This is a genomic window from Leifsonia sp. NPDC014704, assembly GCF_043083605.1.
Lineage (GTDB): Bacteria > Actinomycetota > Actinomycetes > Actinomycetales > Microbacteriaceae > Leifsonia.
On sequence record NZ_JBIBYW010000002.1, the window covers coordinates 421,523 to 445,747 of the forward strand.

29 protein-coding genes are annotated in these 24,225 nt (G+C 65.5%); 20 read left to right on the top strand and 9 right to left on the bottom strand.

Going from position 1 to position 24,225, the window contains the following annotated elements:
* Positions 1–755 precede the first annotated feature (755 nt).
* Genes tmk through ACF1AJ_RS13525 form a run of 5 tightly spaced genes read right to left on the bottom strand, consistent with a single transcriptional unit; the run spans position 756 to position 4,878 of the window.
* The gene (gene tmk, locus ACF1AJ_RS13505; RefSeq protein ID WP_391507809.1) at positions 756–1,409 is read right to left on the bottom strand and encodes a dTMP kinase; all 654 of its coding nucleotides are present in this window, start codon (positions 1,407–1,409) and stop codon (positions 756–758) included.
* A complete protein-coding gene (locus tag ACF1AJ_RS13510) occupies positions 1,406–2,119 on the bottom strand; it encodes a hypothetical protein (protein ID WP_391507810.1) in 714 nt (237 codons plus the stop codon). The genes tmk and ACF1AJ_RS13510 overlap by 4 nt, the downstream gene beginning before the upstream one ends.
* On the bottom strand, positions 2,109–2,999 hold the full coding sequence (locus ACF1AJ_RS13515; RefSeq protein ID WP_391507811.1) for a hypothetical protein: 891 nt from the start codon (positions 2,997–2,999) through the stop codon (positions 2,109–2,111). Before ACF1AJ_RS13515 ends, ACF1AJ_RS13510 begins: the two co-directional genes overlap by 11 nt.
* Positions 2,996–3,808 (bottom strand): metallophosphoesterase family protein, encoded by an 813-nt coding sequence (locus tag ACF1AJ_RS13520; protein WP_391507812.1) that lies wholly within the window; start codon positions 3,806–3,808, stop codon positions 2,996–2,998. Before ACF1AJ_RS13520 ends, ACF1AJ_RS13515 begins: the two co-directional genes overlap by 4 nt.
* Entirely contained in the window at positions 3,805–4,878 is a 1,074-nt protein-coding gene (locus tag ACF1AJ_RS13525; protein WP_391507813.1) for a thymidylate synthase, read from the bottom strand. The genes ACF1AJ_RS13520 and ACF1AJ_RS13525 overlap by 4 nt, the downstream gene beginning before the upstream one ends.
* Before the next feature lie 124 nt (positions 4,879–5,002).
* Between ACF1AJ_RS13525 and ACF1AJ_RS13530 the strand changes: the two genes are divergently transcribed.
* From ACF1AJ_RS13530 to ACF1AJ_RS13550, 5 genes are all read left to right on the top strand, one after another.
* A complete protein-coding gene (locus ACF1AJ_RS13530; protein ID WP_391507814.1) occupies positions 5,003–5,401 on the top strand; it encodes a hypothetical protein in 399 nt (132 codons plus the stop codon).
* A gap of 26 nt (positions 5,402–5,427) precedes the next feature.
* Positions 5,428–6,348: an HAD family hydrolase gene (locus ACF1AJ_RS13535; protein WP_391507815.1), complete on the top strand. Its 921-nt coding sequence runs from the start codon at positions 5,428–5,430 to the stop codon at positions 6,346–6,348.
* Positions 6,349–7,179: 831 nt separating this feature from the next.
* Positions 7,180–7,884 carry a class I SAM-dependent methyltransferase gene (locus ACF1AJ_RS13540; protein WP_391507816.1) on the top strand — a complete coding sequence of 235 codons (705 nt, stop codon included), beginning with the start codon at positions 7,180–7,182 and terminating at the stop codon, positions 7,882–7,884.
* Positions 7,885–8,560: 676 nt separating this feature from the next.
* Positions 8,561–8,971: a helix-turn-helix transcriptional regulator gene (locus ACF1AJ_RS13545; RefSeq protein ID WP_391507817.1), complete on the top strand. Its 411-nt coding sequence runs from the start codon at positions 8,561–8,563 to the stop codon at positions 8,969–8,971.
* A gap of 93 nt (positions 8,972–9,064) precedes the next feature.
* Complete coding sequence (locus ACF1AJ_RS13550; RefSeq protein ID WP_391507818.1) at positions 9,065–9,478, top strand: VOC family protein; 414 nt, start codon at positions 9,065–9,067, stop codon at positions 9,476–9,478.
* 20 nt (positions 9,479–9,498) lie between these two features.
* Here the strand turns inward: ACF1AJ_RS13550 and ACF1AJ_RS13555 are convergent, their stop codons facing one another.
* Positions 9,499–10,098, bottom strand: a complete 600-nt coding sequence (locus ACF1AJ_RS13555; protein ID WP_391507819.1) for a gamma carbonic anhydrase family protein — start codon at positions 10,096–10,098, stop codon at positions 9,499–9,501.
* A gap of 85 nt (positions 10,099–10,183) precedes the next feature.
* Here ACF1AJ_RS13555 and ACF1AJ_RS13560 point away from each other — a divergent pair, with 85 nt between their 5' ends.
* The gene (locus ACF1AJ_RS13560) at positions 10,184–10,693 is read left to right on the top strand and encodes a hypothetical protein (RefSeq protein ID WP_391507820.1); all 510 of its coding nucleotides are present in this window, start codon (positions 10,184–10,186) and stop codon (positions 10,691–10,693) included.
* On the opposite strand, the gene ACF1AJ_RS13565 is transcribed toward ACF1AJ_RS13560, so the two are convergent.
* Positions 10,686–11,396, bottom strand: a complete 711-nt coding sequence (locus tag ACF1AJ_RS13565) for a Pr6Pr family membrane protein (protein ID WP_391507821.1) — start codon at positions 11,394–11,396, stop codon at positions 10,686–10,688. The genes ACF1AJ_RS13560 and ACF1AJ_RS13565 overlap by 8 nt on opposite strands.
* Before the next feature lie 96 nt (positions 11,397–11,492).
* Here ACF1AJ_RS13565 and ACF1AJ_RS13570 point away from each other — a divergent pair, with 96 nt between their 5' ends.
* Together ACF1AJ_RS13570 and ACF1AJ_RS13575 are read left to right on the top strand one after the other, a co-directional pair.
* Entirely contained in the window at positions 11,493–12,095 is a 603-nt protein-coding gene (locus ACF1AJ_RS13570) for a DUF308 domain-containing protein (protein ID WP_020076203.1), read from the top strand.
* A complete protein-coding gene (locus ACF1AJ_RS13575) occupies positions 12,092–12,421 on the top strand; it encodes a hypothetical protein (RefSeq protein ID WP_391507822.1) in 330 nt (109 codons plus the stop codon). The genes ACF1AJ_RS13570 and ACF1AJ_RS13575 overlap by 4 nt, the downstream gene beginning before the upstream one ends.
* Before the next feature lie 36 nt (positions 12,422–12,457).
* Here the strand turns inward: ACF1AJ_RS13575 and purB are convergent, their stop codons facing one another.
* Together purB and ACF1AJ_RS13585 are read right to left on the bottom strand one after the other, a co-directional pair.
* Positions 12,458–13,837, bottom strand: a complete 1,380-nt coding sequence (purB, locus tag ACF1AJ_RS13580) for an adenylosuccinate lyase (protein WP_391507823.1) — start codon at positions 13,835–13,837, stop codon at positions 12,458–12,460.
* A gap of 69 nt (positions 13,838–13,906) precedes the next feature.
* Positions 13,907–14,293, bottom strand: coding sequence for a phage holin family protein (locus tag ACF1AJ_RS13585; protein WP_309855444.1), 387 nt, complete (start codon positions 14,291–14,293; stop codon positions 13,907–13,909).
* Positions 14,294–14,427: 134 nt separating this feature from the next.
* Between ACF1AJ_RS13585 and ACF1AJ_RS13590 the strand changes: the two genes are divergently transcribed.
* From ACF1AJ_RS13590 to ACF1AJ_RS13645, 12 genes are all read left to right on the top strand, one after another.
* Positions 14,428–15,537, top strand: coding sequence for a pyridoxal phosphate-dependent aminotransferase (locus ACF1AJ_RS13590; RefSeq protein ID WP_391507824.1), 1,110 nt, complete (start codon positions 14,428–14,430; stop codon positions 15,535–15,537).
* A 4-nt stretch (positions 15,538–15,541) separates the two neighbouring features.
* Positions 15,542–16,681 (top strand): pyruvate dehydrogenase (acetyl-transferring) E1 component subunit alpha, encoded by a 1,140-nt coding sequence (gene pdhA / locus ACF1AJ_RS13595; protein WP_391507825.1) that lies wholly within the window; start codon positions 15,542–15,544, stop codon positions 16,679–16,681.
* A gap of 374 nt (positions 16,682–17,055) precedes the next feature.
* Positions 17,056–18,015: an alpha-ketoacid dehydrogenase subunit beta gene (locus tag ACF1AJ_RS13600; RefSeq protein WP_391508765.1), complete on the top strand. Its 960-nt coding sequence runs from the start codon at positions 17,056–17,058 to the stop codon at positions 18,013–18,015.
* A 59-nt stretch (positions 18,016–18,074) separates the two neighbouring features.
* Positions 18,075–19,532 carry a dihydrolipoamide acetyltransferase family protein gene (locus tag ACF1AJ_RS13605; protein WP_391507826.1) on the top strand — a complete coding sequence of 486 codons (1,458 nt, stop codon included), beginning with the start codon at positions 18,075–18,077 and terminating at the stop codon, positions 19,530–19,532.
* Between the two features lie 98 nt (positions 19,533–19,630).
* Positions 19,631–20,536, top strand: coding sequence for a metal ABC transporter solute-binding protein, Zn/Mn family (locus ACF1AJ_RS13610; protein ID WP_391507827.1), 906 nt, complete (start codon positions 19,631–19,633; stop codon positions 20,534–20,536).
* Positions 20,533–21,387: a metal ABC transporter ATP-binding protein gene (locus ACF1AJ_RS13615; RefSeq protein WP_391507828.1), complete on the top strand. Its 855-nt coding sequence runs from the start codon at positions 20,533–20,535 to the stop codon at positions 21,385–21,387. The genes ACF1AJ_RS13610 and ACF1AJ_RS13615 overlap by 4 nt, the downstream gene beginning before the upstream one ends.
* Positions 21,384–22,274, top strand: coding sequence for a metal ABC transporter permease (locus ACF1AJ_RS13620; protein ID WP_391507829.1), 891 nt, complete (start codon positions 21,384–21,386; stop codon positions 22,272–22,274). The genes ACF1AJ_RS13615 and ACF1AJ_RS13620 overlap by 4 nt, the downstream gene beginning before the upstream one ends.
* 6 nt (positions 22,275–22,280) lie before the next feature.
* The gene (locus ACF1AJ_RS13625; RefSeq protein WP_020076214.1) at positions 22,281–22,697 is read left to right on the top strand and encodes a Fur family transcriptional regulator; all 417 of its coding nucleotides are present in this window, start codon (positions 22,281–22,283) and stop codon (positions 22,695–22,697) included.
* A gap of 138 nt (positions 22,698–22,835) precedes the next feature.
* Positions 22,836–23,072 (top strand): 50S ribosomal protein L28, encoded by a 237-nt coding sequence (gene rpmB, locus ACF1AJ_RS13630; RefSeq protein ID WP_018188988.1) that lies wholly within the window; start codon positions 22,836–22,838, stop codon positions 23,070–23,072.
* Between the two features lie 2 nt (positions 23,073–23,074).
* The gene (rpmG, locus tag ACF1AJ_RS13635; protein ID WP_018188987.1) at positions 23,075–23,242 is read left to right on the top strand and encodes a 50S ribosomal protein L33; all 168 of its coding nucleotides are present in this window, start codon (positions 23,075–23,077) and stop codon (positions 23,240–23,242) included.
* Between the two features lie 2 nt (positions 23,243–23,244).
* Positions 23,245–23,550, top strand: a complete 306-nt coding sequence (gene rpsN / locus ACF1AJ_RS13640; protein ID WP_018188986.1) for a 30S ribosomal protein S14 — start codon at positions 23,245–23,247, stop codon at positions 23,548–23,550.
* A gap of 246 nt (positions 23,551–23,796) precedes the next feature.
* Positions 23,797–24,081: an HU family DNA-binding protein gene (locus ACF1AJ_RS13645; RefSeq protein ID WP_018188985.1), complete on the top strand. Its 285-nt coding sequence runs from the start codon at positions 23,797–23,799 to the stop codon at positions 24,079–24,081.
* Positions 24,082–24,225 lie beyond the last annotated feature (144 nt).

A 24,225-nucleotide genomic window follows, 5' to 3' on the forward strand; every position in this document is an offset into this window, starting at 1 on the left:
ATGATTTACGCTTCGTCGTGGTCTCGGGTCCAGTGCCGCCCAGCCGTTCGGGACTGGAACCCCAGCGATCAGGTCGGCTCTCAAAGCGTCCACGAACATGGCACAAGCCCACATGCCCCAAACCTGGGCACGTCCCAGCTCGTGGATTTTGTCTCGGCCTGTTCAGGCCGACGTCTCGGCATGCGGTAACTCTTTAGCCGGGCAGCTCCGGGAGCGAATCATCGATCGGTCGACGACGACGGCTCGCGCAGGTGGCCGCTCCTTCGTCTATCGGCGCACGCGAAACGATCAGTCACCCATTCGCCAAGTGCGACGCCGCGGAAAACGGGCCAGCACGGCTAGCTCACGAGAACCGCTGCTTCTTCAGCCCGCGGTCGAGGATGATCTGAACTTGTTGCTCTCGCTCCGCATGTTCACGCTCGAATCAGACGCCACTTCAATTGGTCCTCGGGCGCGCAAGAAATGCTCTTCTGCGGACCGGGTGGCATTATTCGATCTCGGGACGACTGACGGTTCATGTGTCGGATGAGCGGGCTGATGTCGGCCCGCAATGATGGGCCACATAGCGACGGTGTGCTTCACGGCCGCGAAGGCAGTCGCGCCTCAAGCAGCTCGTTCGAAGAGGATCGTGGACTCCAGTGCAGCGCTGGGACTGCCGGCGCGGATACGAACGGCCGCAGACCCCACTAGTCGTGAGGCTCTCAATACGTCTGGGCCACGTGCGCTGCAGGCGGGGTTAGATGCGACGTTTGTGTTCAGCGAGCGGACTGTAGATTCATCCTTAGTGCGCTCCGCGTGGCGGCCTCGACTTCTGTTGCGATATCAGCGGGATCCGATTCTCCCGAAATCGCTCGTATCTGGTCACGCTTACCCAGCAGCTCGATTGCCTGCGCGTAGTTCTTGTGCGCAGCGACAAGGCGCTCAAGTACCTCGAACTTATCTGCTTGCTGCGACCTAAGTTGTAGGCGCCGAAGGGCGGTTGTGGGCGTTATGTCGAGGTAAATAGTCAGGTCTGGAAGCAGTAAGTCGGTGCTCAACTCGTTCGCGCGAACGATCCAATCCATATCGATGTCGCTCGAGTGGTACGCAATCGATGACAAATAGTACCGATCGCTAATTACGTCGACCCCGCTGTTTAGGAGGCCGAGGACGCCGTCGCGGTCATTTGTAAGGTGATCGATTCTGTCTGCGACAAAAAGAGCAGCTATGACGCGATCGTCGAGAGGAATCCTTCCGGAAAAGGCTTGGCGAATTAGAGATCCAATGGGACCGGTCGTCGGTTCGGCCGTTACGTGCACCCGCCGCCCCGCGGCACGCATCCAATTTGCGAGGTGCGCGACTTGGGTGGACTTGCCGGACGCATCAATCCCTTCGAAAACAATGAAGCGACCGCGATCTGTTGTGTTCATTGGTGCGGTCGAGCCGTTGGCGCGGTGGCCGAAGACAACGCTGAGGAAATCGCCAAGTCAGATCGAGCTAGGCGAACAAGCTCCTCATACGACAATCCAAGGTCCTCGGCTGCCGGGCGAAGCTCTTCCCATCGCGCTAGGTGGCCGCTTCGGTCGCCTTCCGCTTTTGCCGATTGGGCTACTTCCAATGCCAACAGCGCACCTGCCACTAACGCAGAGGCGGCCGTTGGGGGACGAAGACGGGCCGTTACGTACGCGTCGGTGAGCACACCAGTCGCTTGGTCGGTGAGGCTCTCGGCCAGGGTTGAAGCTTTGCGAAAGACCCAGTGCGAACTCAGTTCGACTCGCGCTGAGTCGTCTTTGGGAAATCGGCTTTCGTTATAAGACATCTTGTCCAGGATTGCTTTCTCAAGGTCTATCCCGGATTGGTATGCGAGCTTCATGAGATAAATCGCCACATCGGCGAGTTCGCCGGGCAACTCGGAAATCAGAGTGTCGAAACCGAAATCACCTCGGTCGTACTTCTTGACGAGATTCGCGACCTCTCCTACCTCACCCGCAAGCGACAATACGTTGTGCAGGAGCGGCCGGACGTCGTTACGCGTTACAGGGCTGGACCAATCAAACGTGGTACTGCGCTCCGAGTCGAACTGTTGCTGGAGCGCGATCAAGTCTCTGAGACTGCGGTCGCGTTCAGGCTCATCGCTCATTTCTTACCATTTCTGCGCATCGAAGCAGATGCTCCGACAGCTGCCGCTGGAGGTTTTCAATCTGAATCTCGTGAGTTCCAGCGCTCCGAGCCTGACGAAGCCGGGTGAGAGCACTGATTGCTCGGTCTAGCTCGTCGAGCAAATCATTACTCCAACCGCTGGCTTGCGCTTCGTCCCGAAGGATCGTGAGACCCGCGTCTTCGATGATACTCGCGGGGGCCGACTTTTCTTCGAGTAGCTCTGCGATCTCCTCGTGCCGGCCATCGACAACGAGGTTGTGCACTCGGGTGCGTCCTGCCATATCAAGCTTGTTGCGCTGCAGAGCACGGAAGCCTGGATTTGAGTGCGCGCGGAACGCGTGCATTGTCACTTCGGCTCTTGCTATGGACGGGAATCTATCGGCGATCTGGTCGGCAATTAGCGCCATCTCGGTGACGTTGATCGGCAGGAAGGCAGACACTTCCAGCGCTCGATAGTAGGATGTAACATACAAAGTGTCTCGGCTGGGCCCATTAAATCCCACCTGCAGGAGCATGAAACTCGGCAGAGGACCGTCACCGCTCGCAAAAATCGGGGCTGAATCAACGAGGCTTACGCACGCGCGATTTGACGTGGGCTTGTTGCGAAGTTCAGTCGTGACGAACTCGAGCCAGTCCCCATGTGAGTACATGTACTCGCCGTGGTTCAGATGGAGAGGTGTCGGGCGCGTGGCACGTTGCCACTGTTTGGCCTCCTCGCGAAAGGAAGCGAGAAGTCCAACGTTGGAGGCTGGGACTTCCATAGGGAAGCTGATCGTGAGGTTCATTGCCACCCCGTTGTCGCAAACGCGGGTGGCCTTAGCGATCGCCTCATCCGGTGTGTTGGCAATCACGTCGATCATATGGATCCACCTTCGAACTGGTCGGAGCTGCGGTAGTAGCGATAGAGACGTGTGCGGTCTGCGACGCCGTTGGAAAACTCGTGTACGACGAACTGGTTATTCATGTTCGGATCGGGCTCGAAACCAAGCGAGCCAGCGCCAAATAGCCAGGTCGAGTAAGAGCCAAAGTGAAGGCCCTGGTCGCTGTGAACGTGCCCATGGAGGACCGCAGCCACGTCGTATTGGCCGACAAGGGCAAGAAAGTCATAAGCGTCCGCCAGCCCGCCACCGGCATAGGCACTCGAAATAGGGCTGTGGTGCAGGACGACTATTTGGTGTCTCAGCGCGGTCCTGTCCAACGCCGACCGTAGTTCCGCCAGGGGTATTGCTCCGGTCGAGTGGTCACCCTTGAATGCGCTGTTCACGAGAAGAAGCGAATAATCGCCCACTTCGACCACTCGCACTGGATTACGTGAGTCCCACTGTTGCTGTGGGTCTCGGGTGGTTTCGAACGCGAAGCGGTTGAAATCGACGAAGTCAGTTGGATTGACGGCGCTGATGTCATGGTTACCGGGGCACATCGCGACAGCGGAGAGGTTCATAATGCCCCTCGCGCCCCGCAGAGCACGCGATGCTTGGGTGTACCCGATCGCACGACCCATAGTCGTGATGTCGCCAGAGATCACTAACGCAAGGTCGTCAGCTCCAAAGTCTCGATTAACAGCCTCTGAGGCTAGCTGCACAGCCCGGGCTGGGGCAAGAGTGGGCACCGGCGATGTAGCAAAATGGAGATCGCTCCAGTGCACAAGTCGAAGATCGCTAGTTGTCATTGGCCGCCCCACTTGGACTCGTGCCAGGCCTCAGTGACGGACCGCAACTGGGCATCTCCAACTCGCGAGGCGACATCTAGGGCAAGTTGTTTGTCTCCAAGTCGCCGCAAGCGTTCACTCGCAACCACGTTTAGCCAGTCCACATACGGTTCTGGGATGTCGTATCGAGTTTCGCTGAGCACTTGTTCGGTCGAGCCGCAGCCGCTAATCGCCAAGAACGCACGCTCGAGCGTTTCAAAGACCGCGTCGCTCTCGCTTAAGGAAAGCCGTAGATCGCTCGTCGTTTTGGGAGGCTCAAACCCCAGCGGGGCGAAGCCACTTGAATCAGAATCGTAGACATGGAGGCTATCGCTGATGTGAACATATGAGCCCAATTCCAAGTCCAGCCAGCCCGCAAGGACCTCCTGAATGGTGGTCCATTGTACGAAGTTGTATGGAAGGCCGCGAACTAAGTCATTGCTGCGCATCACCTGCAACCACTCAAGTCGGCCATCGACGACCTTCAGCATCGAGGACGTGTTGCAGGGTATGTCCGTGGCTCGACTGTGCCCATCGTCACTCGGAAGATCGGTGCGCGCGTCCCAAATCTGGAGCACCACTTGTCGCTGCTCCGGATTTGCGCGCAAGACTCGAGCGGCCCGATCTAACTGATCGAAGCCGAATCGGCTGCGCAACCTCTCTCCGTACGCGCCGTAAAACTCAGGGCCGGAGCCGGCGTATTGGGTCAATTGGTTATTCCATGGGGTAACGAAGGCAGAGTCCTTTCGACCCTGAATAATCCAAACGACTTCTGCCAGCGCGAAGGCGGGGTTCACTGGTGGAGTCCTACTCGCAACCCACCTCTGACGAGGGTCGGGCAAAGCCATGACGGCGTGGAGGATTTCGGCGTAGCCGCCCCGGCGGTGTGACCGAGGATTGCCGCTGCGGGCAATCTCATCCCAGGCCTTTTCCCATAGCACGCTGGCCGAAGCGGCCTCAATCGCAAACACGTCGTCTACCTCCTGCGGCTGGTGGCGCGTCGCGTCCACAGACAACTGCAGCTCGGCGCCAGCGTTTGACGTCGGCAGCATTACTCGGTACATGCTATGGGAAAGTGAGCGGACTGGGCCCGACCCGAGACCACGATCGCGCCCAAGCGGTGTGTCGGATCTGAAGAGTTAAGGGGATGTCGCCGCTTGCCAATATGCTGCGGGCATGTCTAACGTCGACGTAGCGGTGCCAACCCAAATTGCAAGCGTCGCTCGCGAAGCGTGTAGTCGCTGGCGTGCAGTCGGAGAAGAAACAGAAGTCATCAAGTGGGCTGACTTGGTTGGCGAGCTCGGCCTCACAGCATGCGGTGCTCGAAACATCCCAGAGGCGATTCTGGTTCGCCGGACCAACTCCGTTGAATGCTTGGTCGAGGATCACGCGGATTGGCGGGAAGTTTGCGTCGGGGTTTCCGCTCTTGTCGAGCGAGGCTGGGATGTGACGGTCCTCGCTCCGATTGAAGCTCTAGGCGTCGCGCATGTAGGGTTGCGCGGCACCGCAGCACGCATTCAGGGCTGGTGGAGTCGCGAGAAGCTTGTCCGTTTCTCACCCGTTGAGCTTGCCTAATGCCGCCACCGCTCAATTCCCAAAATGTGATCGCGTTCATCTGGGACTTCGATAAGACGCTCACTCCGGGCTATATGCAGGAGCCACTGTTCGAAGCATACGGCGTTGAGTCGCGAGACTTCTGGGTCGAGGTGAACTCGCTGGTCGATCACTACGCTGCACGCGGCCTACTCGTTTCCAAGGACACGGCTTACCTGGGACACATTCTCAGTTATGTGGACGGAGGGCCGTTCAGCGGGCTCACGAATGCGAAGCTGCGAGAGCTAGGAGCGAAGATTCCGCTTGCCCCAGGGATGCCGGACCTTATGGACCGCATGCGGAGGATTGTCGCTGAAGATGAGCGATTCGCTCACCACGAAATAAAGGTTGAGCATTACATCGTCTCGACCGGGCTGCGTCAGATGATTGAGGGGAACCCGATCCGGGGGCACGTGGACGGTATCTGGGCCTGCGAGCTATTGTCTGACCCGCCTCGACGTGGCTATCTCGATGAGCTGGACGCGCTCCAGGCGACCGAAAAGCTGACGCAAGTCGGATATGTCCTTGACAATACGACGAAGACACGAGCGATATTTGAGATCAACAAAGGGGTCAACGTCGAGCCCGGCCTAGACGTCAATGCGCGAATGGATCCGGACGAACGCCGGGTGCCGATTCAACACATGATTTACGTGGCTGACGGGCCAAGCGATGTCCCCGTCTTCTCCCTAGTCGGAAGACAGGGCGGCGCGACGCTAGGCGTCTGGACGGACCGATCCAACTATGACAACGTCAAGCGGCTCGAGGATGACGGACGGGTGAACAGTATCGCGCGCGCTGACTACACCGAGGGACTAGACGCAGACATGTGGCTCAGCGCGTCTCTGAGAGACATCGCCACGAGGATTTGCGATGCGCGCGATCGCCGGCTCAGCACTATCGCTGCCCCTGGCGGGCATGTGGTGTAAGCGAGCCGGCAGCGCGCAAGGGTCACGCTGCTGACCCGAACTAACATCTCTAGCTCTCGACACCTTTGCGAACCAAGTGTCAGTGCCGGGTGCGGCCAGGAACTAAGTTGGTGCTTCGCTGGACGACTCTGTCCGGGCAACCTGTACCTGACGATGGTCGCGAGTCGCCCACGGTGCTACGAAGGCAGCGTTCGAGGCGCTGCCAGCACCGGGCACTATCCGGGACGCGCGCGCTGCAGCGCGTACCGATCGGAACGGACCCGTCGATGTCCAGACTCTGGCCGGACCTGAGAGAGTGATAGCTGACCCCGTTCGCTCGCCTGCGACGAATTATCTGAGCACAAGCGACGACAACTTCACTGGCATAGCGCCATATCTACAGCTGTGAACGACAGATTGCTTGGCCGTTCACACCCTCACTGTCGACCGTCGCCGCAGATTGTCTCCCCGCCACGAAGTTTGTCCCTTTTCGTGTCGCGGCCAATCTAAGTGGCGGGTTCTGGTGCCCGACCCCGCGCGACACCGCGCTGCATGGACCGATGAAAAGTGCTCGCGACACTTCCGATCACGGACAAGGGGGTCGCGGGTCGAGCCGGAAATTCGCCTTATGGCGAATGGCGCATCTGTAGCGTTTGACGCCCCTTCATCGGGCCTTTTTGCGGGACAGGTGTACGGGAATCAGTCGTCCAGCTAACTGCTGGCATCCGTCGCGTTTGCTTTGCGGCGCAACGGCGTTTCGGGCCTCGACCGGCTCACCGGCGTCGCCCAGACGTGTTCGGCAGGCGGCATGGCGTATGTTCGGACACGCAGCGCGTACACAAAGGAGTTCCGATGGGCGCAGACGAATACGACAAGTTCGCGGACAGCTATAATTCGGAAAACTCCTCAAGCCTGCTCAACGAGTATTACGAACGGCCGGCGATGCTCGCACTCGCCGGGGACGTCGTGGGTCGACGAATTCTGGACGCCGGCTGCGGTTCGGGGCCGCTGTCTGCGGCGTTGCGTGAACGCGGCGCCATCATGAGTGGGTTCGATGGTAGCCCCGCAATGATCGAGTTGGCCCGACGCCGGCTTGGCGATCAGGTACCGTTACACGTCGCCGATCTGGCCAGTTCTCTGCCTTTCGCCGATGACGCGTTCGACGACGTCATGGCGTCTCTGGTGCTGCACTACCTCGAGGATTGGACGGGTCCGCTCGGCGAGCTGCGACGGCTGATCAAGCCTGGCGGTCGGCTTATCGTCTCTGTCCCCCATCCTCTCGTCCGCGTTTTCACAAACCCCGACGAGGACTATTTCGCCACCAGGCGATACACGGAGGAATACGACCTCGCGGGCAAGGAGGTTGTGCTCGAACACTGGCACCGGCCATTGCATGCTATGACGGACGCGTTCACCGGATCAGGGTTCGAGGTCGCTGTGATCAGCGAGCCAGCCCCCTCATCGGACACACCGTCTGACCTGCTCCCGCCACGCATCCGCAATGGCCTGACAACGTCTTTTCTCGCCTTCATCTTCTTCGTCCTCCGGGTGCACTGACCCTGTGTCCGCCCGCTCAACGATCGATTAGCGTGCGCCTCGCGGGTGCAGAAAGGCGAGGACCTTGGCATCGCTGTCGAAGATTTCACGACCGCCACAGAGTTCGCAATTTCGCGGCCGCCCTCCGTCGCAGTCACCGATCCCCGAACGGACGAGCCGACTGTGCATAGAGTCCAGCACGGCACTGGCGGCCGATCTTCAAATACAACCTCCGCCGGCGAGGGACCAATCCCGGTCTACCTGACGAGCCTGCCGCTGTGGTCGATAGTTCCCAGCGGGACGATTTCTGCAATCAGTGGTTCGGCGCGGTATTCACTTTTGCCAACTGGAGGCCGCATGGCGAGCCAATCGTTGACGGCATCTAACCAGTTTGATCTTGACCACGCGGCTCGGACGATTGGTATAGACCGGCAAGCTCTTGACTCCTTCATTGGGGGCGGCGGTCGAGTGTCTGTGTCGTGGGCTGGTCGGCCCGGTTCCGGCGTCGCAGTGGGCACCGGTAGCATGCCGATGACATCGGATGGGTTCCCAGATTTCGAGGCGGTCGTCGCTGCCGGTGGGTGCGTGGTGTCATCCCGCCGGACGGATCGCCGATGGTGCAGAACGTCAACGGTTCAGGGAATGTTGTGGAGTACGCGGCGATCGTTGATCTTGGCGACGGGTCCACGCCGTTGATGTGAGCCGCGAAGTCGAGGAGCGCAATCGGCGTCTCCTGCGAGCCCGGAATGCCATGGACCGGTCGTACGCCGAGCCGCTCGATGTGCGTGCCGTGGCGGCGGTCGCCCACATCTCGCCGGCGCATTTCAGCCGCTCCTTCCGTGCCGTGTTCGGCGAGTCGCCCCACCGGTACCTGCAGCGGCGAAGGGTCGAACGGTCGATGTTCCTGTTGCGCGAGACCGAACGTCCGGTGAGTGAGATCTGTCTCGACGTTGGTTTCAGCAGCCCGGGGACTTTCAGCAGAACGTTCTTGGCGATTGTCGGGGCGACACCGGGCGCGTACCGGAAACAGCACCAGCCCGCGACGACGCCGCACTGCGTCCAGCGCGCCGTCCTCCGGCCTGTCGGCGCGCCCGCTGGAATCGCGTAAGAGAGCACGTTCGGATAAGTCCGAGGTGGCCGCCGCTTCCTAGGATCTGAACCGACGATCGGGATCGAGCTGGCGAAGGGGCCGGAGAAGAAGATGATCACCGCACTGAATGTCGCGTCCATCTTCGTCCTGCACAAGGACGAGGCGCTGGACTTCTACGTCGGCAAGCTCGGGTCGGAGAAAGGGAACGACGTCCAGCAGGGCACCTACCGCTGGCTCACCGTGCGCGTCCCCGGAGGCGAGACCGAGATCTCGCTCGAGGAGCCGGGGCCGCCCGTGCACGACCAGGCGACAGGGGATCAGATCCGCGAGCTGATCACCAAAGGCGCTCTAGGCGGGGGGCTCGTCTTCGTCGCGGATGACGTGCGCGCCCTGTACGCGACCCTGCACGAGCGCGGTGTCACCGACTTCACCCAGGAGCCGACCGAGCACTTCTACGGCACCGACATGGGCGTCCGCGATCCCTTCAGCGACGCGATCCGCATCCTCCAGCAAGGGAACGGCTGAGCGGTTTCGGGCTCGTCCCTTCAGCTGCCGTCGATCACCATGTCGTCGGCATGAGAGCCGTAGAACTCCGATTGCCGCCTCATGAGCTCGCGCATCGACACGTCCGGGCCGGTGCCGTAGACGGTCCCAGCGAAGTCCAATTCCCGCTGAATGGCCCAGATCTCGTCGTGCCGTTCCGGCGGCAAGATGGATGCGGGCAACCCGACCGCGATCCATCCGATCGGGACCACGGCACCGGGCTCCAGCGTGGTGTTCACCTGGACGACGCCGTTGATGCGCACCTCCGCGCCCGTTCCGACGCGGCTGCCGGGGAAGAGCGAGGCGCCGGTCGCGATGAAGGCCTCATCGCCCACGGTGCTGCCGTTCACGTGAGCGTGCGGCCCGACCATGACCGCGGCGCCGACCCGGGCGGGGTGACCCGACCTCCCGCGGATGACGGCATGCTCCATGACGACGGTGTCCTCGCCGACGGTCACCTCGCCGTCCTCCGCACTGAGCACGGCCCCGTGGAGGATGCGAGCGCCGGCGGCGACCCGGACGTCGCCGACGAGGACGGCGGACGGTGCGACATAGGCGGTCGCGTGGATCGACGGTTCGGTGCCGCGGTGTCGGATGAGCATGGGCCCATGATGGCCGATCCCCGCCGCGGAGGGGATCATCCTCGGGGAGGACGCGCGAACCCGTCCGAAGGCGTTCAATGGACGCATGATCGGCATCCTCCTCCCGGTGCTGCAAGGCGCAGGCAGTGTGGCGCTCGCGTTCGTGGCGTTCGCCCTGGCGTTCAGCTGGCCCTCTCTCCTGGCGCCGCTCCTCCGGCTGCGGACCGAGCGTGCTCGGCTCGCCGGGTTCGCCGGTCTGGGCCTGGTCCTCGTGCTGGCCGCATCCCTGATCTATGCGACGCCGGGCGTGCTGCTGCGCGACCCGCTGGGGCTGCTGCTCGCGTTCCCGGTCGCCGCATTGTGGCTTATCGGCGCCGTCGCTCTGGTCGTCCGCGGGCTCATCCTGGACGGCGCTGCCCGCGCCATCTCGATAGCGCTCGCGGTTGTGGCGGGATGCGGCGCGCTCGCCGGGATCGTCTCGGCCGTCCTCGTCCAGCACGGGATGCCGGACACGGTGACACCGACGGGCGCGTTCCTCCTCACGGTCGGGGCGCTCGCCGCTGTCGTCTTCTGGGCCCGCGCGGAAGAGCCGGAACCGCAGGCCTCGCTCAGCTGACCCCGGCGGCCGCCGCTGCGGCGTCGGGCAGGGGCCGACCGCCGCGCCAGCGCCGCGAGATCCACACGACCCCGTAGCCGGCGGCGAGGATCACGACGGCGATCAGCACCACGTAGAACGCGACGGAAAGGTAGCCGTTCGGACTCGTCTGCGGGTTCAGGAAGGGATACGGGTACCACGGCGACTTCCCCGACACCGGGTCGGCAGCGAACGGCGCGCGGATCAGCGTGTACACCGCCCAGAGGATCGGGAAGACGGCGATCCCCCACACGGCACGCAGGCGCAGCGGTGTGCGACCCGGCGCGAACAGCCAGTCGATCAGGAGATACGCGGGCGCGATCACGTGGAGCACCTCGTTCGACCAGCCCACCGTCGTCCCCTGCGCGAGTGAGATGTTGCGCAGCAGCAGGTTGTAGACCACCCCGGTCGTCACCAGATAGGTGACGGATGCGGCGCGCAGCCCGGTGAACCATCCCGGATCGTCCCCCTTCCGCACGATCAGCAGAACCGCGCCGATGCCGAGCACGACGACTCCCAGAACGTTCGAGTCGATCGTGAAGAAGCTGAAGAAGTTCGCAACCAGACCGGCGACGTTGCCGCCCCGATCGCCGATGGATCGAACACTGGTCGTGAACTGGGCGATGATCGCCGCAAGGGTGAGAAGGAAGAACACCGCGCGCAGTACCGCGAAACCGATCCGCATGCCGCGATCGTAGCGAGCGAGCGGCCGTCGGTGGGCGAACGCGCAGGAACCCGCCGACTAGAATGGTTGGCGAATCCCGTATGAAAGAGGGCCCACGTGGCTACCGCCGTCCCTGCCCAGCATTCCGACATCCACGCGCACAGCCGGTACTGGGTCGTTCCCGCCGTCCGTGCCGTCGTCGCGTTGGCCGCCGCAGCGGTCATCACCTTCACCCGGGATGCGCACACGGCGATGTTCGGCCTCATCGTGTTCGGGGTCTTCGCGATCGTCGACGGGCTCGCCACCGGCGTGCTGAGCGCACTGCTCGCCGGCCGCCGCATCACCCGCGTGCTCTTCGCGGTGCAGGGAGCGATCGGTGTGATCGCCGGCGTCCTCGCCCTGGTGCTGTCGCACTCCGGGCTCGGCCTCTTCCTCTACCTGGTGACGGTATGGGCGGCGCTCACCGGCATCCTCGAGCTCTACAACGGTGTCCGCGAACGCGGTCGTGACGCCGCGGCCCGCGACTGGCTCATCACCGGCGCCCTGACCGCCGTCCTGGCGCTCGTCCTGCTGTTCGTGCCCGCCGACGCGGTGCTCGCGATCGGCCTGTTCGGTGCCTGGGCCGTCATCGTCGGCGTCTTCCAGGGCATCGGTGCGGCGACGTTGCGGAGCGCGGCGCACGAGCGGACACCGTCGCGCGGAGCGGAGAGTGGATCGTGAGCCGCCGCAGCAAGAAGGACCCCCGAGTGAACCAGAGCCTGCAGCCGACGCGGCGCGACCGCTTCCTGCCCGTCGAGCTGCTCGGCATCTCGGCCGGCCTGGCCGTCTTCGTCGGACTGATCGTGCTGATCGCGACGCGGGAGTTCGTGCTCGCCGGGGTCGGCTTCGGCGTCACCTTCATCATCAGCGTCGTCCTGCTCGCCCTGTTCGCGCTCGCCTTCAAGCCGACCGAGGCTGAGGTGGAGGACATCCACGAACAGGATGCGGAGGCGCGCGCCAAGGCGCAGGCCCGCGCGGAGGGCGAAGACCGCCCCCGCGGCCACTGACCGCTTCCCCGCACGCGCTGGCGGGGTCGCCGCGCCCTACAGGTAGTCGACCAGCTCCGATGCAAGACCGATGTAACCGGCCGGAGTGAGCGCCAGGAGCCGGTTCTTCGCGGCCTGGCCGATCTCCAGGCTGTTCACGAACTCGGTCAGCGCCGCGTGATCGACGCGCTTGCCCCGCGTGAGCTCCTTGAGCAGCGCGTACGGGTCCGTGATCGTCGATCGTCCGGCGGTGACCTCGGCGCGGATCACCGTCTGGATGGCCTCGGCGAGCACCTCCCAGTTGGCGTCGAGGTCGTCGGCGAGAGCCTGGCGGTCGATGGCGATCTGGCCGAGCCCGCGCTCGATGTTGTCGAGAGCGAGCAGCGAGTGGCCGAGCCCGACGCCGATGTTCCGCTGGGTGGTCGAGTCGGTCAGGTCGCGCTGCAGTCGGCTGGTGACGAGCGTCGCGGCGAGCGAGTCGAGCACCGCGCTGGAAAGCTCGAGATTAGCCTCGGCGTTCTCGAAACGGATCGGGTTCACCTTGTGCGGCATCGTCGACGACCCGGTGGCGCCCGGCTCGGGGACCTGCCGGAAGTAGCCGAGCGAGATGTACGTCCAGATGTCCGTGCACAGGTTGTGCAGGATGCGGTTGGCGTGCGAGATGCGCGAGTACAGCTCGGCCTGCCAGTCGTGCGACTCGATCTGCGTGGTCAGCGGGTTCCAGTCGAGGCCGAGGCTCTCGACGAACTCGCGCGAGATGCGCGGCCAGTCGGCGTCCGGGTCGGCGATGAGGTGCGCCGCGAAGGTGCCCGTCGCGCCGCTGAACTTGCCCAGGTGCACGCCGCCTTCGATCTGCTCGCGCACGCGCTCGAGGCGGTGAACGAAGACGGCGAGCTCTTTGCCCATCGTCGTCGGGGTCGCCGGCTGTCCGTGCGTGCGGGCGAGCATCGCGTCGTCGCGGTACTGCTTCGCCTGCGCGCGGAGCTCCGCGATGACCGCCCGGAACTTCGGCAGCCACGACTCGCGCACCGCGGCGCTCACCGTCAGGGCGTACGAGAGGTTGTTGACGTCCTCGCTGGTCGCCGCGAAGTGCGTGAGCTCGGCGATGTGGTCGAGTCCGAGCGCGTGCAGCCGCTCGCGCACCAGGTACTCGACAGCCTTCACGTCGTGCTTGGTCGTCGCCTCCAGCTCGGCGAGCCGGTCGATCTCCGCCTGCCCGAACTCGTCGGCGAGCGCCCGGAGCATCGCCTTCTGCTCACCGGTCAGCGGGGAGGAGCCGAACATCCGGTGCTCGGTCAGGTAGATCAGCCACTCGACCTCGACCTGGACGCGTGCACGGTTCAGGCCGGCCTCCGACAGGTGGTCGCCGAGGCCGATCACGGCGGACCGGTAGCGGCCGTCGAGAGGGCTGAGCGGCTGGGGAGGCAGGGCGGACATGGTGCTCCTCGCGGGATCAGGCGGCGGGTACCCGACCATTCTCCCGCACGCGGGCTGCGCCCGCGGACGTCAGTCGCGGCGGACAGGCCGGATGAGCAACCCGAGCAGCCACGCGATGATGCCGAGTACGAGCGCTCCGAGGACGCCCCACCAGAAGCCGTCGATGTGCAGTCCGAAGCCCATCGCGTCGCTGATCCACGACACGATGAACAGCAGGAACGCGTTGACGAGCAGCGAGATCAGCCCGAGCGTGAGGATGTACAGCGGGAACGCGACCACCCGGATGACCGTGCCGACGATCGCGTTCACCACGCCGAAGATCAGCGCGATGAGCAAGTAGGTCAGCACCGTGGCGGTGGTGTCCGGGGCGTAGGGGTGCACGGTCACACCGCTGACGATCAGCGTCGTGAGCCAGAGGGCGAGGGCGTTGACGATCAGTCTGAGCAGGAATCGCATGGCTTCATCCTTCCAGTGAGCGCGGTCGGGGTACAGGGGTGGCGCTAGAGTCGGCGCGATCCACAGCCCAGCGGCGTCATCCACAGATCTAGGGAATTCCTCCCGCGGTATGCGGGCGCGGCTAAGTTGGGTCTGTGAGTTCGGATGACACGCTCGGCGTGAGACTACGGCCCGAGATCGTCGCGGTGCCCGCCTACAGGCAGGGTCGGCCCGCGCCGGCGGACGGCTTCAAGCTGTCGAGCAACGAGAATCCCTTCCCGCCGCTGCCCTCGGTCGTCGAGGCCGTGGCGGCCACCCTGCGCGAGCTCAACCGCTACCCGAATGCGGGCGGGGCCGACCTGCGCGAGCGCCTGGCAGAGCGGCACGGCGTGAGCGTCGGCGAGGTCCACCTCGGCAGCGGTTCGGTCGCGCTGCTCTCGCAGCTGATCTCGGCCGCGGCCGGTGTCGGCGACGAGGTCGTGTACTCCTGGCGGTCGTTCGAGGCATACCCAGGTCTCGTCACCGTCGCGGGGGCGACCAGCGTGCAGGTGCCGAACCGTCCGGACGGCAGCCACGACCTCGAGGCGATGGCCGCCGCCATCACCGACCGCACGCGCGTGGTCATCGTGTGCACGCCCAACAACCCCACCGGCACCATCGTGACGGCCGCCGACTTCGAGGCGTTCATGGCACGGGTGCCGTCCGACCTGCTCGTGCTGCTCGACGAGGCGTACTACGAGTTCGTCACCGACGATGCTGCTGTCGACGGTATCCCGCTGCTCTCCCGCTACCCCAACCTCGTCGTGCTCCGCACGTTCTCGAAGGCGTACGGACTCGCGGCGCTGCGTATCGGCTACGCGGTCGGCCCGCAGGCGGTGCTGGATGCTGCCCGCTCGGCGGCCATCCCGCTCTCGGTCACCGACGCGTCCCGCGTCGCGGCCCTCGCGTCCATCGAGGCGGAGGACGAGCTGATGGAGCGCGTCGCTCGAGTCGCGATGCGCCGCGACCGGCTCCGCGATGCCCTCCTCGAACAGGGCTGGGCGGTTCCGGAGGCACAGGGCAACTTCGTCTGGCTCGCAACCGGTGAGCAGACCGTGGAGGCCAACGACGCCTTCTTCGACGCCGGGCTGACCGTGCGGGCATTCCCGCCCGAGGGCATCCGCATCAGCGTCGGCGAGGAGGAATCTGTGGAGAAACTCCTGCAGGTCACGGGTGATCTTGTGCGGAACCTACCAAATGGGCACCCGGGCGAGCGGTTAGGTTAGACAGGTGGTTGCGACGAACGAGATCCCGCGCCCGGCGAACACCGTCCAGCTGCTGACCGCTGACGGCCGGTTCCAGCCGAGCGAGACGTCGGCCGAATACCTCCCCTACCTGGAGCGGCTCGACGAGAACGACTACCGCCGCTTCTACCGCGACATGGTCCGCGTGCGCGCCTTGGACCATGAGGCGGCGAACCTGCAGCGGCAGGGACAACTCGGGCTCTGGGTACCGAGCGAGGGGCAGGAAGGTGCCCAGGTCGGCTCGGCGCATGCCGCCAAGCCGCAGGACCACCTCTTCCCCTCCTACCGCGAACACGCCGTCGGAATGATCCGGGGCATCGATCCCATCGGCATCATCGGGCTGCTCCGCGGCACGACGCACGGTGGATGGGACCCGACCGACCCGGCCGTCGGCAATTTCCACCTCTACACGCTCGTGATCGGGTCGCAGACCCTGCATGCCACCGGCTACGCCATGGGCATGAAGCTCGACGGCAAGGTCGGCACTGGCGACCCCTCGAAGGACGAGGCGTCCATCGTGTACTTCGGCGATGGCGCCACCAGCCAGGGTGATGTCAACGAGGCGTATGTCTTCGCCGCCAGCTACCAGACTCCGCAGGTGTTCTTCCTGCAGAACAACCATTGGGCGATCTCCGTGCCGGTGAGCACGCAGTCGCGCACCCCGCTCTACCTTCGATCGAGTGGCTTCGGCATCCCGGGTGTCCAGATCGATGGCAATGACGTGCTCGCGGCATACGCCGTCACCGCCAAGCACCTCGACGATGCCAGGAACGGCGAGGGCCCGAGCATGATCGAGGCGCTGACGTACCGCATGGGAGCGCACACCTCCAGCGACGATCCCAGCAAGTACCGCACCGAGGAAGAAGAGGCCTCGTGGGCCGAGCGCGACCCGATCCGGCGGTTCCGCGTGTTCCTCGAGGAGCAGGGCGTCGGGCAGGGCTTCTTCGACAGCGCGGACGAGGAGGCGGCCGACCTCGCCGCCGACATCCGCCGCCGCACGCTGGAGCTGACGCCGCCGTCGGTCGCGTCGATGTTCCAGCACGTCTACAGTGAGCCGCATCCCGTGACGGAGGAGCAGCGACGCTGGCTCGAGGAGTACGAGGCGACGTTCGGAGGTGACGCATGAGCGAGGTGAGGAGCGAGGCCGAGTATGTGGAGGCCGAGCTGATCGAGAGCCAGAGCGATGGCGCCGAGCCGCGCGAGGACGGCGCGTCCGTCGACAGTGCGTCGCTCGACACGCAGGCGATCGACGTCGTCGAGATCATCGAGAGCGACCCCGACTCGCGGGTGCTCGAGGAGCACGTCGCCGAGCAGGAATGGACGCGCGAGTTCGTGATCGACGACGAGCAGGACAGCGCCCAGGAGACCGCGCAGACGGACCTCCAGGCGTCGGCCGAGGTCGGAGAGGCGGCGGCCGAGGCCGAGCACGCCGGTCCGGCGGTCGCCGAGCCCGAGCCGAGCGTCGACGCGGCCCCCGAGCCGCGCATCCAATCGCTCCCGATGGTCAAGGCGCTCAACGCCGGTCTGCGCCGTGCGCTGGCCGACAACCCGCGCGTCATCCTGATGGGCGAGGACATCGGCCCGCTGGGCGGCGTCTTCCGCGTCACCGAGGGCCTGCAGAAGGAGTTCGGGCCGCAGCGGGTGATGGACACACCGCTCGCCGAGGCCGGCATCATCGGAACGGCGATCGGCCTCGCGATGCGTGGATACCGTCCGGTCGTCGAGATCCAGTTCAACGGCTTCGTCTTCCCCGGCTTCGACCAGATCACGACGCAGCTCGCGAAGATGACCAACCGCCACAGCGGCCGCATCCCCTTCCCCGTCGTCATCCGGATCCCCCACGGCGGACACATCGGGGCCGTCGAGCACCACCAGGAGGCTCCGGAGGCGTACTTCGCGCACACCGCAGGTCTGCGCGTAGTCGCCCCGTCGACGCCGCACGACGCCTACTGGATGATCCAGGAGGCGATCCGCTCCGACGACCCCGTCGTCTTCTTCGAGCCGATGAGCCGCTACTGGCCGAAGGGCGAAGTCGACCTGGTCGAGAACCCCACGCCGCTGCACGCCAGCCGGGTCGTCCGAGCCGGAACGGACGCGACCATCGTCGCGTGGGCCGGCATGGTGAGCGTCGCACTGCGTGCCGCCGAACTCGCCGCCGAGGAGGGCCGGAGTCTCGAGGTCATCGACCTCCGTTCCCTCTCTCCCGTCGACTACGGTCCGGTGATCGCATCCGTGCAGAAGACGGGCCGGCTGATCATCGCGCAGGAGGCGCCGAGCAACGTCTCGGTGGGTTCCGAGGTCGCGGCGACCGTCGCCGAGAAGGCCTTCTACTCGCTGGAGGCGCCCGTCATGCGCGTCGCCGGCTTCGACGTCCCGTTCCCGCCGGCGAAGCTCGAGGAGCTCTACCTCCCCGACGCCGACCGCATCCTCGAGGCCGTCGACCGGGCGCTCGCCTACTGACGCCCGGCGCATACATCGGCGGCGCTGCCCGCCGCGAGACCGACAGAGAGAAGTCGCACATGAGCGAGTCCCAGTTCCTCCTGCCCGATGTGGGCGAGGGTCTGACCGAGGCGGAGATCGTCTCGTGGAAGGTGACCCCGGGCGAGCAGGTCGCGGTCAACCAGGTGATCGTCGAGATCGAGACCGCGAAGTCGCTCGTCGAGCTGCCGTCGCCGTTCGAGGGAACGGTCGGCGAACTCCTCGTCTCCGAAGGCCAGACCGTCGAGGTCGGCACCCCGATCTTCACGGTGACGGCCGGCGGGGAGCCCGCCGAGGCTCCCGTCCGTGAGCCCGAGCCCGCCGAGGAGGTCGCGGCCGACACCGCCGCGAGCGTCTCGCACGAGGAGGAGCCGAAGGCCGGCGCCGTGCTCGTGGGCTACGGCTCCGCCGGTCACGGATCGAGCCGTCGCCGGCGGGTCACGCACCCCGGCACGGCATCCCTGCCCGTCACCTTCTCCGGATCCGTCGCACAGCAGGCCGCGCCCGCCGCTCCGGCGGCTCCCGCTCCGTCCGCTCCCGCTGCGCAGGCCGCGCAGGCGACTCCGGCGCCGGCTCCCGCCACGCCTGCTCCTCACGTGGCACCCGTGGCGCACACCGCTCCGACTCCGCACACCGGCGGCCCGGTGATCGCCAAGCCGCCCGTGCGCAAGCTCGCCAAAGACCTGGGCGTCGACATCACCGTCGTCACCCCGACCGGTCCGGTCGGCGACGTCACCCGCGACGACGTGTTGCGCGAAGCCTCGCAGGTCACGGTGTTCCGCAACGTCCAGACGCCGGAGTGGCCGGACGACCGCGAGGAGCGCATCCCCGTCAAGGGTGTCCGCAAGGCGATCGCCACCGCGATGACGTCGAGTGCGTTCAGCGCGCCGCACGTCAGCCTCTTCGTCGACGTGGACGCCACCCGCACCATGGAGTTCGTCAAGCGCCTCAAGAACTCGACCGACTTCGCGGGCATCAAGGTCTCCCCACTGCTGATCATGGCGAAGGCGATCATCTGGGCCGTCCGCCGCAACCCCACCGTCAACTCGGCATGGACGGACGAGGAGATCATCGTCCGCCATTACGTGAACCTCGGGATCGCCGCAGCGACCCCTCGCGGCCTCATCGTGCCGAACATCAAGGAGGCGCAGGGCATGACCCTGCTCGAGCTGGCGCGAGCCCTCGAGCAGCTGACCCTCACTGCCCGCGACGGCAAGACGCCGCCGGCGGACATGAGCGGCGGCACGATCACCATCACGAACATCGGTGTGTTCGGGATGGACACCGGTACGCCCATCCTGAACCCGGGCGAGGTCGGAATCGTGGCGCTCGGCACGATCAAGCAGAAGCCCTGGGTGGTCGACGGCGAGGTGCGCCCGCGCTTCGTCACCACGCTGGGCGCGTCGTTCGACCACCGCGTCGTCGACGGGGATGTGGCGTCGCGCTTCCTGGCGGATGTCGCGTCGATCATCGAAGAGCCCGCGCTGCTCCTCGACTGAATTTGACAATCATTTTCAATAAGCCGTAATGTGAGCCGGTGCCCGCGACCGCGGGCATCCACTTCTTCACGTCGTTCGCGACTTAGACAGGCTCACCCATGAAGACGCGTTCTCTCGTCTCCGCCCTCACCGCGGCCGCCATCGCCCTGACCCTGGCCGGCTGCTCCTCCTCGTCGTCGGCCGGCTCCGACGACGGCACCGTCCGCGTCGTCGCCAGCACCGATGTGTACGGCGACATCGCGACCACCATCGGCGGCGACGCCGTGCACGTCACCTCGCTGATGACCGACCCCGCGCAGGATCCGCATTCCTTCGAGGCGAGCGCCCAGAACCAGCTCGCGGTGTCGAAGGCCGACGTCGTCATCGAGAACGGCGGGGGCTATGACGACTACATGCAGAACCTGGTCAAGGGCGCGAAGAACAGCGACGTGAAGGTCCTGAACGTTGTCGACCTCTCGGGCAAGAAGCCCGTCGACGGCGAACTCAACGAGCACGTCTGGTACGACGTCCCCACGGTGCACAAGTTCGCCGAAGCGCTCACCGACGCGCTGTCCGCCGCGGACCCGTCTCAGAAGGCCGCGTTCGAGAAGAACGCCGCGGCGTTCGGCGAGAAGCTGTCGGCACTCGAGGCCACCGAGGCGCAGCTGAAGTCGACCTACGCCGGCGAAGGCGTGGCCATCACCGAGCCCGTTCCGTTGTACCTGCTCGACGCCATCGGGCTGGTCAACAAGACCCCCGAGAAGTTCAGCGAGGCGATCGAGGAGGAGAACGACGTCTCCCCCGTCGTGCTGAAGGACACGCTCCAGCTGTTCAGCGGCCACCAGGTGAAGCTCCTCGCCTACAACGAGCAGACCACCGGTGCCGAGACCGAGAAGGTCCTCGCTGCGGCTAAGGCGGCCGGCATCCCGGTCGTCCCGGTCACCGAGACCCTCCCGGAGGGCAGGCACTACATCGAGTGGATGAGCGGCACCCTCGACGCCGTGAAGGGTGCGCTGGCGAAGTGACCGAACCGCTCGAACGCGTGCCCGTCCCCGACTCCCGGGACGTGGTGCTCCGGCTGCGCGATGCGTCGCTCGGCTTCGGCGACCGCACCCTCTGGAGCGGTCTCGACCTCGACGTGCACGCGGGCGAGTTCGTCGCGGTGCTCGGGCCGAACGGCTCCGGCAAGACCAGCCTGCTGCGGACCATCCTCGGGCAGCAGCACCTCGACAGCGGAGAGATCGCCTTCGAGGGGCACCCGGTACGCCGGGGCGACCGGCGGATCGGCTACATCCCGCAGCAGAAGCTCATCCCGGCCGGCACGCCCATGCGCGCCCGCGACCTCGTCGCCCTCGGCGTCAACGGTCACCGCTGGGGGCTGCCGCTCCCCCGCCGCTCCGACCGCGAGCAGGTCGACCGGCTCATCGACTCCGTGGGCGCCCGCCGCTATGCGGACACGGCGGTCGGTTCGCTGTCCGGCGGCGAGCAGCAGCGGCTGCGTGTGGCGCAGGCGCTCGCCGGCGACCCTGCCCTGCTGCTCTGCGACGAGCCGCTGCTGTCGCTCGACCTGCAGCACCAGCGCGGCGTGAGCGAGCTCATCGACCGCCGGCGCCGTGACCACGGAAGCGCCGTCGTCTTCGTGACCCACGACGTGAACCCCGTGCTCGGGATGGTGGACCGGGTCCTGTACCTCGCCGGCGGACGCTTCCGAACGGGCACACCGGACGAGGTGCTGCGCAGCGACGTGCTGACCGACCTGTACGGGACGCCGGTGGATGTGATCCGCAGCCGCGGCAGGATCGTGGTCGTGGGCATCCCGGACGCCGAGACGCACGACCACCACATCCACACCGAGCACTCGGAGCCGGCGGCATGATGCACCTCGACATCTGGCAGCAGCTGTTCGACTTCACCGACTACGGCGAGTTGCTCCTGCTGGTGAAGAACTCGATCTTCGCCGGGGCGATCCTCGGCATCGTCGGCGGTCTGATCGGCGTGTTCGTGATGCAGCGCGACATGGCGTTCGCCGTGCACGGGATCAGCGAGCTGTCGTTCGCCGGAGCGGCGATCGCCCTGCTGTTCGGCGTCAACGTCGTGGCGGGGTCGCTCGCCGGATCGCTGGTCGCGGCCGTCCTGATCGGTCTCCTCGGGGCGAAAGCCCGCGACCGCAACTCGATCATCGCCGTGCTGATGCCCTTCGGACTCGGGCTCGGCATCCTGGCGCTCGCGCTCTATCCCGGTCGCAGCTCGAACAAGTTCGGGCTTCTCACCGGCCAGATCGTCTCGGTCGACGACCCGCAGCTCGGCTGGCTGCTGATCATCGGCGCGATCGTGCTGGTCGCGCTGCTGCTGATGTGGCGGCCGCTGACCTTCGACAGCCTGGATGCGGACGTCGCCGCCTCACGCGGGGTCCCGACCCGGTTCGTCGCCCTGGCCTTCATGGTACTGCTCGGCCTGGCCGTCGCGGTGTCCGTCCAGATCGTCGGCGCGCTGCTCGTGCTCTCGCTGCTGGTCACACCCGCCGCGGCCGCGATGCGCATCTCATCGTCGCCCCTCGGTGTCCCGGTGCTCAGCGTGGTCTTCGCCCTGGTCTCGGTGGTGGGCGGGATCCTGCTCGCCCTGGGCAGCGCGCTCCCCATCAGCCCCTACGTGACGACGATCTCGTTCGTGATCTACGTCGTCTGCCGCATCGTGGGCGGCCGGCGCGTGCGCCGCCGTGGTGCGGCGACGACTTCTCGGCGACTCGTGAGCCAGGCGGGCTAGCCTGGGATGGTGAAGCGGAACACCTGGCAGCGGGAGGCCGTCCGCGAGGCTCTGACCTCGACGGAGGGCTTCATCAGCGCGCAGGGGCTGCACCTGAGCCTGCACGAGGCGGGCTCCCCGATCGGCCTGGCCACCGTGTATCGCGCGCTCGCCGACCTCGCGGCCGAGGGCGACGCCGACTCGCTCCAGTCGCCCGAGGGCGAGAGCCTGTACCGCGCCTGCACCACCGGCCACCATCACCACCTGATCTGCCGCAACTGCGGGCTGACGGTGGAGATCGAGGCGGATGCGGTCGAGCAGTGGGCGCGGCAGGCCGCCGCGGCCCACGGATTCACTCAGGCGCAGCACGTCGTCGACGTCTTCGGGCTGTGCGCCGCGTGCACGGCCAAGAGCGATTTGGCCGGCACCGCCTCCATGCCGTAGCATGGATGTTTGGCTGAGTGGGCTCCTCCCGCTCAGATCGTATGCGAAACCCCCATCACGAAGACGACGGGGAAGTCGTATGCCGACAAGTGACCTTGGGTGGTGCCGACCGGCACCACGGTATTGGAGAAGAAAGCAATGGCAGCAGTGTGCCAGGTGACTGGAGCCGTTCCCGGCTTCGGTCACAACATCTCGCACTCGCACCGTCGCACGAAGCGCCGGTTCGACCCGAACATCCAGAAGAAGACGTACTACGTGCCGTCGCTTCGCCGTAACGTCACCCTGACGCTGAGCGCCAAGGGCATCAAGGTCATCGACGCCCGTGGCATCGAGTCCGTGGTCAAGGACCTCCTGGCCCGTGGGGAGAAGATCTAAGCATGGCGAAGCAGCAGGACGTCCGTCCGATCATCAAGCTCCGTTCGACGGCGGGCACCGGGTACACCTACGTGACCCGCAAGAACCGCCGCAACGACCCCGACCGACTCGTGCTCAAGAAGTACGACCCCGTAGTGCGCAAGCACGTCGACTTCCGAGAGGAGCGCTAAACATGGCCAAGAAGTCAAAGATCGCCAAGAACGAGCAGCGCAAGGTCATCGTCGAGCGCTACGCCGCGAAGCGTGCCGAGCTGAAGAAGGCTCTCGTCGACCCGAACGGCTCCGACGAGTCGCGCGAGGCCGCTCGCCTCGGCCTGCAGAAGCTGCCCCGCGACGCCTCCCCGATCCGCGTGCGCAACCGCGACGCGGTCGACGGCCGTCCGCGCGGAAACCTCAGCAAGTTCGGTATCTCGCGTGTCCGTTTCCGTGACATGGCGCACCGCGGCGAGCTGCCCGGCATCACCAAGTCGAGCTGGTAAGCCAGCGCGACCACGCACCTCGAGGGGCGTCCGGCTTCGGCCGGGCGCCCCTTTGCCGTACCCGAATGGATGCGCGAAGCTGCGCATCCGGTCCGATGTCGGTGAAAGAGGGCGAAGTTCCGCGTGTTTCCGGGGGTTTCTGATACATTCAAGGCGGTCAACCGACCAAACGTTACGGCCCTCAGTGGCCTCAACCGTTCCACAAGATAGCTGTAGATCCAGCACAAGGTCCGAGGAGGACACTCAATGGCTGACAACCTGAACAAGACCGAGCTCGTTGCTGCCGTCGCTGCGGCGTCGGGTCAGAGCCAGGCCACCGTCTCGAGCGTCGTCGACGCATTCTTCAGCACCATCAGCGAGACCGTCGCCAAGGGTGGCAAGGTCACCATCCCCGGCTGGCTCGCCGCCGAGCGCAGCGAGACCGCTGCCCGCACCGGCCGCAACCCGCAGACCGGCGAGGAGATCTCCATCCCGGCCGGCCACCGCGTCAAGCTGACCGCGGGCTCGAAGCTCAAGGCTGCCGTCAAGTAGTCCTTCCCAGCTTTGCCTGAGGGCGGCGCCGCATCGCGCGGCGCCGCCCTCGTCGTATCTCCGGCGGGCCGACGGCGCACAGGCTGTGGGCGGCCGTCCAGGGCGGGGGACGTAGGCTGGACGGGTGCCTCGAATCCTCCGCGT